7 protein-coding genes are annotated in these 11221 nt (G+C 48.1%); 2 read left to right on the plus strand and 5 right to left on the minus strand.

Annotated elements, in window-relative coordinates; translation table 11 throughout:
• Positions 1 to 19 precede the first annotated feature (19 nt).
• From GO493_RS07745 to GO493_RS07760, 4 genes are read right to left on the minus strand one after another with little or no spacing between them, the layout of a single operon-like run.
• Complete coding sequence (locus tag GO493_RS07745) at positions 20 to 1351, minus strand: DUF4302 domain-containing protein (protein WP_157305564.1); 1332 nt, start codon at positions 1349 to 1351, stop codon at positions 20 to 22.
• Between the two features lie 10 nt (positions 1352 to 1361).
• Positions 1362 to 2210, minus strand: coding sequence for a zinc-binding metallopeptidase (locus GO493_RS07750; protein ID WP_157305565.1), 849 nt, complete (start codon positions 2208 to 2210; stop codon positions 1362 to 1364).
• A gap of 18 nt (positions 2211 to 2228) precedes the next feature.
• On the minus strand, positions 2229 to 3692 hold the full coding sequence (locus GO493_RS07755; RefSeq protein WP_157305566.1) for a RagB/SusD family nutrient uptake outer membrane protein: 1464 nt from the start codon (positions 3690 to 3692) through the stop codon (positions 2229 to 2231).
• Positions 3693 to 3718: 26 nt separating this feature from the next.
• Positions 3719 to 7105 (minus strand): SusC/RagA family TonB-linked outer membrane protein, encoded by a 3387-nt coding sequence (locus GO493_RS07760; RefSeq protein ID WP_157305567.1) that lies wholly within the window; start codon positions 7103 to 7105, stop codon positions 3719 to 3721.
• Positions 7106 to 7384: 279 nt separating this feature from the next.
• Between GO493_RS07760 and GO493_RS07765 the strand changes: the two genes are divergently transcribed.
• Positions 7385 to 8365, plus strand: a complete 981-nt coding sequence (locus GO493_RS07765; RefSeq protein ID WP_157305568.1) for a cation diffusion facilitator family transporter — start codon at positions 7385 to 7387, stop codon at positions 8363 to 8365.
• A 6-nt stretch (positions 8366 to 8371) separates the two neighbouring features.
• On the opposite strand, the gene GO493_RS07770 is transcribed toward GO493_RS07765, so the two are convergent.
• Positions 8372 to 9562 carry a serine hydrolase domain-containing protein gene (locus tag GO493_RS07770; RefSeq protein WP_157305569.1) on the minus strand — a complete coding sequence of 397 codons (1191 nt, stop codon included), beginning with the start codon at positions 9560 to 9562 and terminating at the stop codon, positions 8372 to 8374.
• A 296-nt stretch (positions 9563 to 9858) separates the two neighbouring features.
• Here GO493_RS07770 and serA point away from each other — a divergent pair, with 296 nt between their 5' ends.
• Positions 9859 to 11097: a phosphoglycerate dehydrogenase gene (gene serA / locus GO493_RS07775; protein ID WP_157305570.1), complete on the plus strand. Its 1239-nt coding sequence runs from the start codon at positions 9859 to 9861 to the stop codon at positions 11095 to 11097.
• Positions 11098 to 11221: the final 124 nt, after the last annotated feature.

Genomic DNA, 11221 nt, shown 5'->3' on the forward strand with positions numbered 1-11221 from the left:
CGGTTAACGTTTTTTATAGTTATTCTTTCACCATGAAACCCGTGAAATAGAAATCAGGATGCTCAATACTGAGCAGCTGACCTAATTTGCCATATCCCTGTTGGGAATCTATAAAGAAATCCATTGTAAACCTGTCATTCCTCAGATAATCCAGCAATGGTTTTGCATCTGTGGCGATCAGAGCTGCATTCCCGGAATAAGCTAATCCGGTGAAGTCGAATACGCCAGCTGCTGTTTTGGTATAACTGAAAGGAAAGGTAGCTACATATTGCAGGTTGTTCTGCAGTACAACAATATAGAGGGTCATGGTGGAGCTTGCCACATCAAAGCTATAATCTGCAAAATAGATAGTCAGATTGTAGGGGCCATTCTGTATAGATGTGTTAAATGCAGTCCATACATTGGTATAGGTGGTTGACCATCCCGGCATTGGCTGTGCCGGTGAGGCCACCTGCAGGGATGTGAAGTCAGTCCCCAGCAGCTTATGCATAGGCACTATAGCAGTCGGAGATACCTGTACATTGACCCGCTGGTTGTTGATCATAATATAAAAGACCTCGTCGTTCGCGTCCCACAAAAGTTCCCGGAAGGTATTACCATTATATGTGAGCGGTGCTTGCAGAAGGACGCCGTTCAGCGTATAGGAGTAAGCGGTAGAGAGCAACTGTACATTACCGGCATCGTCAAGATAGCTGAGACTGAATTTCTTCCGTATCGGATCGAGGCTAACCTGGACCTTACGCCCGTCAGAAAACTGCAGGTACTGCCAGGGAAATTCCGTGATATAGTTTTCTATATCAGTGATCAGGTCTTCATAACCACCGGTAGTATAGGCATTATATTCCGCCTGGGTGGCCCTGGTCATCACTATTTTGGTTCCATAGGTAATGCCGGTCAGTTTAATGCTATCTGTCTGCACACTATCTATAGAAAATTCAAAGTCAACTTTATAACCTTCTCCTGCGTTTCCGCCAAAAACATTAGGGTCCGGATCAGAGAGCAGGTGCAGGTAAGAGTAGGTATCAAACAGGAGGGAGGGGCGTTGTACTGCTTTGAGCCGGTAGGTACTTTGATTGGCTGTACCTGCTGCTTCCATGGTAACGTCTCCATACATGGTGACCCTGTCATTGGAACCAAAAATGAAAAAGAAACCGTAACCACCACCATCCGGCGGATAGATCACTGTTTTCCAGCCAAACTGTGCACCGGTGAGCGTGGTCTTGTGTTCTGCCAGTACCCTGGCGATGCGTTCTTCGGGCTTTTCTCCAAAGATGGACTCTGTCTTGTCGCGGGAGCATCCCACAAAAAACAGTGCCAACAGAATAACAGATAGTCTTATATACTGATGCATGATCTTCATTTTACAGGTTGTTAATGGCAGTCTGTACGCGGGATTGTAACTGGGAGAAATTGATATTCCAGTTTTCCTTGAAGTAGCGTACAATGATCTCTTCTTTTTTACGGAACAGTAACTGTGCATCGTCCGGCGCCTGGGCGATGATGGCTTCATAACCGCTTTTTCCTTCTACCAGCATGGTAGACACCATCTCTACAAAGTCCTCGTCAGGCGCACTGCGGGCGTATTGAGTGATGAAGCCTCTTTCCAGTGCTTCGGCCAGTGTATAGTCGTTCCAGTTACCGGTGTAGCCGGTGGAGATCCGTTTATAGTCGACCGGGTACATAATGGTCTGGTGCATGATGTGGGCAAATTCGTGGTGGATGGTGTGCAGCATCTGCCGTACGCCTGGTTTGTCTGAAAGGCTGAAATCATTGAGCCAGAACAGTACAATTTTACGGCCGCCTTCTGCGGTGCCCAGGGTGATGGTATTGTTGGAATTAAATTCCGGGCTGCCGACCAGTACAAACTGTTTCTGGCAGTATTTTTTGAAGAAGACTTCCCCGGCTTCTGCGATATAGGGTTGTACCCATGTTTTATAGATAGTAGACATTACGGGTATCACCTTATCTTCTCTTACCGGCACCAGGTCTTTATCCAGCGCCAGTTCATAACGTTCAAAGCGATATTTTACTTCTATGTTGTAAGGCTTTGTGTAAACGGAGTCCAGCCAGAAGTCCAGCGGCCCTTTTTCCCATGTTTCACCGCCCAGTCCTGGGATATTCACATCATTTATAGTGTCATCCTTAGAGCAGGCCATCAGGCTGCTGATGAGTATAAAAGCCAATATGAATTTTAAATGCAGTTGTTTCATGATCAATTGTTTTACAGGTTAACGGGGATTGAGTTCAATACCTGACTGTCTCACTTCAGGAGGTAGCTGGAAAAGCCGTCGTGGATCGTCAGGGCCCAGTAACTCTGTTTCTCCGCTGGTGCCGGTATGCATGACGGGGATATGATAACGGAGGATGTCAAACCAGCGCATGCCTTCCTGCATGAACTCTGCCTGTTTGAAGTCCAGCAGTGTGGCAAGATAGGCGTTCTTCAGATCGCTGGTGCCGTAGAAGGATGTTACTTTGGTGTTGGTAATGCCATAAAGCCCAACGCTGTAGCCGTCTATGCGTTTGGCCGCATAGTCGTTCAGGTCCTGGCGTACTGCCGCATAGTTGTTCAGGTAGATGTTGGCTTCTGCGCGGTTGAACAGAACTTCTTCGGCAGAGAAAAGCGGGAAGATGGTATAGGGTATTCCTATATCTGCATTGGCGCTGGAGCGCACAAAGTGTTCTCTCCATTTCAGGATGCCCCAGTTATCAGTGTTGCTACCAAAGTAATAGAGCGGTTGTACCCAGGAGCCACCAGTTACGTTGTTATAGACAAAAATTGAATAGACAATATTGGTGTTCAGTCCGTAGCGGTATACGGCATAGTTCCTGGCCCAGTCTGACGGCGCTTCTACCAGTAGCAGGTTAGCTGTTTCTGTTGCCTGGGTGTAGATAGCGGAAGCTTCATTACCCGTGAGGTTTGCATATACGGTGACCCAGGGCCTGAGATTGGAGGCAATGCTGCCGCCGGGAAATACGCTGTTGGCGTAGCTGACCACTTTTTCATAATCCTGTTTGAAGAGATAAAAGCGGGAAGCGAAGGCATTGGCTGCAGCTTTGTTAAAGTGATATTTGGGCACTTTGTAGGAGGTATTATCTATGAGCGGCAATCCTTCCAGCAGGTCTTTTTCGATCTGTTCATATACATAAGCCACGGTTTTTCTATCGTACTGGCCAAACACTACTTTCTCCGGGGTGGTAACATATGGGATGCCGGGATCTGAAGTTGCTGTGGCGGGATTGTATACTTTCGAAAAGAGGGTAACCAGCATGAAGTGCGCATAGGCACGTGCTACGAGGGCTTCACCTTTCTGGGCATTGTAATCTTCCGGAGCATCAGCCTTACTGATGGCATCCAGCGCCTGGTTGGCTGCAGCGATGGCTTTGTAACAGGCATTCCAGTAATTGATAGGCGAGCCCTGGGCCCTTTCTGTCACATCGCGGAAATAGAAGGGATTGGTGTTGATCTGTTCACTCACCATACCTGCGCCGTTGCCTTTATCTGCTGCATTGTCTGAAGCCGCTTCTGTGAAGGTGGCGAAGTCTGCCTGTGGGTATGCTGTGGCCAGCAGCTCTGCAACTTTCTCTACGGAGTTGAGTTGCGTGCGCTGGTCTGGCGCCTGTTCGAGGTATTTCCTGCAGCTGGTGGAAAGCAGCAGGGTGATGGTTAATATATAGCTGGTAGTTTTTTTCATCTGTTTGAATTTTACTATCTGGACAATTATAAACCTGCTTTCAGGGAAAGGGTGAACTGACGGGGGATAGGCAGTGCCACACCTCCCGCATTAAAGAACTCAGGGTCCTGTCCGTTCAGCTTTTTATCTGAGTAGATCAGCCATACGTTATTAGCTACCAGGCTGACTGAAAGATTATTGAACCCGGCCCTGGTCAGCGTTTTAGGCGGCAGGTTATAGGAAAGCGACACCTGTTTGAGCCGGATGAAGCTACCGTCTGCCACGCGGGCGGTGGAATAGTTATAATTGTTATAGGGGAATGCGCCATCCAGGCGGGATTCACCCAGTTTGTCGAGAATAGAGGGTACGTTGGTAAGCAGCTCATCTCCCGGCAGCGTCCAGCGGTTCAGGAAATCGTTGGAGCTGGCATCCAGGTCTGAGTACTGTTGTTTGAACCCGGGGTTGAGGCGCACCTTGTTACCTGTACTGTAGGTAACCAGTGCCGACAGGGAAAGGTTCTTATAGCGAAGGGTGTTGTACCAGCCGCCGGTGAGAGTAGGATCTACAGGCCCGTCATAATGAAGGTTGCCTGTTTTATCGCTCTGGAGGTATACATTACCGCTTTTTGCGCTATCCTGGTTGATGAACAGGGGCGTGCCATCTTTGGGGTCTAATCCTGCGAAAGGAATGGAATACAATCCGCGGACAGGCCTGCCTACCTGGGCGCCGCCTTCGGCCACTACCAGATCCCATATGATGGGCATATTCTTCAGGTTGGTGATCTTGCCTTTATTGTAACCCAGGGTAAGCTGAGTTCTCAATCCCCAGTCAGTTTTATTGATGATATTATAGCCGATGGTCGCTTCTACTCCGTGGGATTTCATATCTCCGTAGTTGGCTATTTTGATCTCTTCGCCTCCGATGCCGCCTGTGCGGATAGGTCCGATGAGATCAAAGCCTTTGCGCAGGTAGCCATCTACTGTAATGCTCAGCTTATCCTGGAAGAGGCCTGCATCTATTCCCACGTTGGTTTCATATTGTTTTTCCCATGTCAGCTCTGAGTTTTCGAGGCTCTGGATATAGATCACCGATTCTATCTCTGAGAGGTATGGCCTGTTGGCACTGCGGTTCTGCAGTACTATAGCGGAGTTCCTGGCGTTGCCCATACTACCGGTAAGGCCATACGTAGCACGGAGGGTGAGCCTGTTCAGGTCCGGCAGGCTACGCATAAAATCTTCCGTATCCACATTCCAGGAGCCGCTGACGTTCCAGGTGGGCAGCCAACGGGCCGTGCGGGACTCGCCCAACAGGTTGGAGCCATCGTAACGGATACTGGCATTGAGGTTATATTTTCCTTTATAGGAGTAAGCAGCATTCGCGAGGTATGCCAGATAGCGGTCATAGTTCATGCTCATGCTGTAATAGTTGAAGTTATTTTCCACGTTCTGTTTGATGATGTTGGGGTCTATATAGGGTACCCCACCTTTGTCAAACTGGTAGCCGTAGCCATCAAACTGCCTGTTCTGGCGGTTGGCGTAACGCAGTTCCTGGGAACCGAGGAAATTGACCATATGCTTATCATTCCAGGTCTTGCTCCATTCAACGGTGTTACGCAGGTAGTAGCTTACCAGGTAATCATCTTCTGTGGTATAAATACCGCCGTATGGCAGTACGACTACGGGTTCAGCTTCCGGATCGTCGGGATTGCGGTAGAGGAACCTGTTGCGCGATCTGATAGTGGCATCTCCGGCAGCGCGGTAGGCCTGGGGCATGTTGGAATTCTCCTTGATCTTGTGTTCCTGGCTGGATTTCACATATCGGATATTACCCAGGAAAGTGTATTTAAGGTTTTTGAGGATCTTGTAGGAGAAATCGCCCTGCAGCTTGATATCCAGCTGACTGAGGTCGATATAGTTATTGCTCATTTCGTTCACTATGTTAAAGGGAGCGAAGTTGCGTGTGAAGTATTCGAGCTTTCCTTTTTCGTCATATGCTGTAAGCGTACGGCTGGCGTTGAGGGAATAGCTGTAGGGGTTGATGTCAAAGTCGCGGTCAAACTGTCCGCTTACCGGGTTGCTGTTACGGTTCAATGTACCGGGTACACGCTGATCGCGGATAACTGCCTGGGTGATAAGGCCGAAGGAGACCTTATCGCTTACGTTATAGTTAGCCCTTACGTTGCCGGTGAAGCGTTTGAGTTTGTCTGCCAGCGTCCAGCCGTTGTCCTGCAGGAAGCTGGTGGACATATACAGCTGGGACCTGTCAGTACCGGAAGATACGCTGAGGGAATGTTCCTGCATAAAGGAGTTCTTAAACAGCACATCAAACCAGTTTGTGTTGGCTTTGGCATAACGTTCCAGGAATTGCCGCCTGCTTTCGGGGGTGTTGGGAAGACCGAACTGACCGCTGGTAGCATCGTAGGTATCTATGAGCTGGTACATTTTAGTGTATACGCCTCCGTTCTCTGCACGTGTGGCATCTGAATGGTTGAGCCAGCCTTTCAGGGCCAGTTCATTGTAGAGGGCCATCTGATCGTCCGAGTTCATAATATCAAACTGATCGTATGTAGGTTTGAGGTAAGTAGAGAAGTTGCCTGTGTAGGAGATCACCGGTTTGCCTATACGGCCTTTTTTGGTGGTGATAACTACTACGCCATTCATGGCGCGGGCGCCGTATAATGCTGTAGCTGCGGCGTCTTTCAGGATCTGGAAACTTTCAATATCGTCAGGGTTGAGGCCTGCCACTGAGGAACCGAGCAGGGTAGCGGGGTTGCCGGTAGAGAGCTGTTCGTTCGAGACGTTGATTACGTCTTCCAGTACTACGCCGTCTACTACCCAGAGGGGTTTGTTATCGCCTGTAATGGAAGTAGCGCCGCGGATGCGGATCTTGGGGGCGGCGCCGAAGGTACCGGAAACGTTCTGGACGGATACGCCCGCCACCTGGCCTTCCAGCATGCGGCTTACGTCTGCGATACCGTCTCTTTTTACGTCGGAGGCTTTTACGGAAGCGGCGGCGCCGGTGAAGAGCTTACGGTCTATGGTCTGGTAGCCGGTTACCACTACTTCTTTCAGGCTGCTTACGTCTTCATCGAGGATGATGCTGATGGGCTGGCCTGGCTGGACCTTTACTTCGCGGGTTTTGTATCCGACCATGGAGAAGGTGATAGTGGCGCCTGGTTTTACGCGGAGCGTGTAGGCGCCGGCAGCATCGGTGACGGTACCGTTGCGGGTTCCTTTTTCGATGACGTTGATGCCGGGGACTGCTTCAGGGCGTCCGTTTTTGCCGTATACACGGATGATGCCTGTGATAAGCTGGTCGCCGGGTTGTTGCTGGAACAGGGATGCTGTGCTCAGCGGGATTGCGTAGGAGGGAGAGGCGAATGCCAGGCAGATGAGCAGGCATAGCCACTTTGTTTTTGGGTAGTGAATGTACATACTACAGATTTTGGTTGTCCCTGGGGGGATATACAGATAAAGGATTAATTACGGTGCTATTTCAGAATATATACGTTATATGCTACATTCAGGTTGCTTTCCGGGAGGGCGCAGCGCGAAGAAAATTGCCGGAAAAATCGCTTTCGCCTTCGGCGAAAGCGATTTTTCCGGGATCGGGCTCAGACCTGCGGCCGGCTCATGAAAGCAATTACATTGCTACACTTGTAGTACTAACTTACGCATTATTTTCCTTTTCTTTGTACATCAATCATTCACGTTTTGCAGAGAAGAGAATTACGCGTCATACTAATTTCGCTGATAGTAAGTTTTATACTGACAGGGATAAAGTTTGCGGCATGGTTTCTCACCCATTCAGTCGCTATCCTGTCAGACGCCCTCGAATCCATTATCAATGTAGTAGCCGGAGGCTTTGCCTGTTACAGTGTTTACCTTACCGGGAAACCTAAAGATGAGAACCATCCTTATGGACATGGAAAGATCGAATTCTTTTCCATTGGTTTTGAAGGAGCGATGATCTTCATTGCCGGTTGTCTTATCCTGTTCAAGGCGGGGCAGTTCTTCTTTGTACCATCGCAACTGGAAAAGATAGATAAGGGATTATGGCTGATAGCAGCTACAACAGCGGCCAACCTGTTGCTGGGCATGTTCCTGTTACGTGAGGGGAAGAAGCTGTCATCGCTCACCATCTCCGGTAATGGCAAACATATCATGACGGATGTATACAGCAGCGGCGCCCTGATAGCTGCCCTGCTGCTGATCCATTTTACGGGCTGGAGCTGGGTTGACCCGCTGGTATCAGCATTGATGGGGATACTGATACTCCGGCAGGGATATCAGCTGTTAAGAAAATCTATTTCGGGGCTTATGGATGAGACAGATATGCAGGTTGTAGAGAAAGTGATAGAGGTGATGTCAGTTCATCGCCGGCCTAAATGGATAGATGTGCATAATATGCGGGTACAGCAATATGGTAATAATTATCATATAGATTGCCATCTGACATTACCTTATTACCTGGAACTGAGTGAAGCGCATGATGAGCTGAAAGTGATAGAGCAGGTGGTGAATAAATCCTTTACCTCGGGAGATGTGGAATTCTTTATTCATACAGACCCCTGTATACCGGCCTGTTGTCATTATTGCCAGCTGGCTGATTGTCCTGTCAGGCAGCACGAATTTACCGGGTTGATACCCTGGCGGGAAGAAAACGTGCTGCCCAACAGAAAACATGGGGAGTAGGGTGCCCTATTCTTCTCCCTCTTCTGTACCATGTCCCAGTATAGCGCTGATGGGCTTTACTGCATGGTAAATATTCCTGTTATATTTATTGCCAAGAATGATAATTGTGGAGGTATCTTTTACGATACGGTTAAAAACGGTATTATTTCCGTGCCACCATCCATTGTGATAAACGATCTTGCTGCTGTCAGGATATACCATCAGCCTCCAGCCAAGACCATAATTGCGGATACCTGGTTTTTCGTGGCTGTAAGGTTCGTAGGCAGCCTTTAATGTAGCGGGAGAGAACAGTGTACCATTGTACAGGGCCTGGTCCCATTTCAGCATGTCTCTGGCTGTACTGTAAATGCCTTTGTCGCCTATTACACCGTCAAAATAGGTATCCGGTTCCAGCTGTCCGTTGTATTTATGACTTTTGGTCTGATGGGAGCGTGGAGCGGTGACAGGGTCATAAACGAAGGTATTGTTCATTTCCAGGGGACCAAAGAAGGTATGCTGAAGGAAATCGGCATATTTTTCGCCGCTGACCTTCTCTATTATGGCTCCGAGGAGCATATAGTTAGTATTACAATACTGGAAATGTGTACCTGGCTGATGCTGAACGCGTGGTTTATGTCTGACCATGAGCTGGATCACATCATCGTTGGAAAGGAACTTGTCTTTATCCGGCCAGATGCTGTCGCAGAAATAGAGGTAATTGGGCAGGCCGCTGCGATGAGAGAGTAACATCTGCAGAGTGATGCCTTTATATGGAAATTCCGGATAATATTTCTGTACACTGTCTGTCAGGCTGAGTTTCTGTTTTTCCATCAGCCAGAGAATGCCCATGGCGGTGAAAGTTTTGGAAACGGAAGCCAGCTGGAAAGAGGAGCTGTCTGTAATAAGGGACCTGCTCTGGAAACTTTCCAGGCCATGATACTGTTCAAAGATGATCACACCTTTTTTAGCTACGATAACGGCGCCGTTGAATCCTGATCTGAGCAGGTTCTGCCTGTAAAAGGCGGTCAGTTCCTGTTGCTGTGCTTTTGTTGAAGGAGAGTTGAGTATTGTCCTGGCGTGTTCGCTGAGGACTTCATTCTGAGACGTATCCGCCATACGGTTCCTGCGTTCCCTGTTATAAGCAGCATTGCTCTGGCAGGAGGACATGGCATAAAAGGTAATACCGGACAAGGTTAATACGAGATAAGCTGCTTTCATCTGCAAGTTCGAGTCGATTCGTGTTGTGCTAAATTTTGTAAAAGCGCTAAAATTAGCCCCTAATGATGTTTTACACAAAAAAACAGGCCAAAAAAAGACGATTTTAAAGGTATTTTAAGATTTGAGGCGCAAAATCCGATAAACGAGCCTAAATGCAGTATATTTTTTGACGAAATCAAATTTGACGACCTTACTGTTTGATTTCTGCTTAACATCTTTTAGGTTTGTGCCTCGTTTGCCCTTATATCAACAATTAAGCCAATTGTTTTGCAGTTGGTAACATATAAATTTTAGTCATGGATCAGCAAAAGTTGACAAGTTATCCGAAGGAGAAGATTAACATTTTATTGTTGGAAAATATCAGCGATGCTGCGGTAGCAGAGTTTACAACCGCAGGGTATGCCAACGTAAAAAAGCTTTCAGGCGCGCTTAGCGAGGAAGATCTGATCCGTGAAGTGAAGGACGTACATCTGCTGGGTATCCGTTCGAAAACGCAGGTTACCCGTAAGGTGCTGGAAGCGGCGCAGAAGCTGCAGGCTATAGGCTGTTTCTGTATAGGGACCAACCAGGTGGATCTGAAGAGCGCCCGCGAACTGGGTGTGGCCGTATTTAATGCTCCATATTCCAATACCCGCTCTGTGGCTGAACTGGTGATAGGTTTATCTATCATGCTGATCAGGCGCATTCCTGACAAGAATACGGCTGCGCATGAGGGTATCTGGATGAAGGAAGCGAAAGGCAGTTATGAGCTGCGTGGCAAGTCTCTGGGTATTGTAGGATATGGTAACATTGGCAGCCAGGTAAGCGTGCTGGCAGAGGCAATGGGTATGAACGTGTTCTATTATGATGTAGAGACCAAGCTGCCACTTGGTAATGCGGTACAGCTGAGATCATTGAAAGCGCTGTTTGAGCAGGCTGATATCGTCTCTCTGCATGTACCTTCCACACAGGCTACTGCCAATATGATCAATAAACAGGCATTGAAGCATGCGAAGAAAGGCGCTATCTTCATCAACTATGCACGTGGTGAGGTGGTTGACCTGGATGCGCTGAAAGAAGCGCTGGAAAAAGGTCAGTTGTCCGGCGCGGCGATAGATGTGTTCCCTGTTGAACCAGAGAAGAATGGTGCAGCATTCTCTACTCCGTTGCAGAAATTGCCGAATGTGATACTTACTCCACACATTGGTGGCAGTACAGAAGAGGCGCAGCATAATATCGGGTTGGATGTGAGCAGTAAGATGCTGAATTACCTGGAGAAGGGAGCGAGCTTTGGCTCTCATACTGTTCCGGCTATCAGTGTTCCTGCTATTGAGCATACGCACAGGATACTGCATATTCATCAGAATGTACCGGGGGTGTTGTCTGAGATCAATACGGTGTTGTCTCATAATAAGATCAATATCCTGGGGCAGTATCTGAAGACGAATGATGCGATTGGATATGTTGTTCTGGATGTGGATACGAAGTTGTCCAAGGAGGCGTTTTCGTTGCTGAAGGATGTGAAGCATACGATTAAGGCGAGGTTGTTGTATTAATTAAAAGTTAGTTTTTATAGAGAACGGCGGGAGTTTTTCCTGCCGTTTTTTTTTTGCTGAAAAATGGGGTTTCGCCTGCAAAACCCCATTTTTTCCGAGGGAATTTTCTTTTTGAGAGAGAGGA

It is taken from the genome of Chitinophaga tropicalis, from assembly GCF_009758205.1.
In the GTDB taxonomy this organism is placed as follows: domain Bacteria; phylum Bacteroidota; class Bacteroidia; order Chitinophagales; family Chitinophagaceae; genus Chitinophaga; species Chitinophaga tropicalis.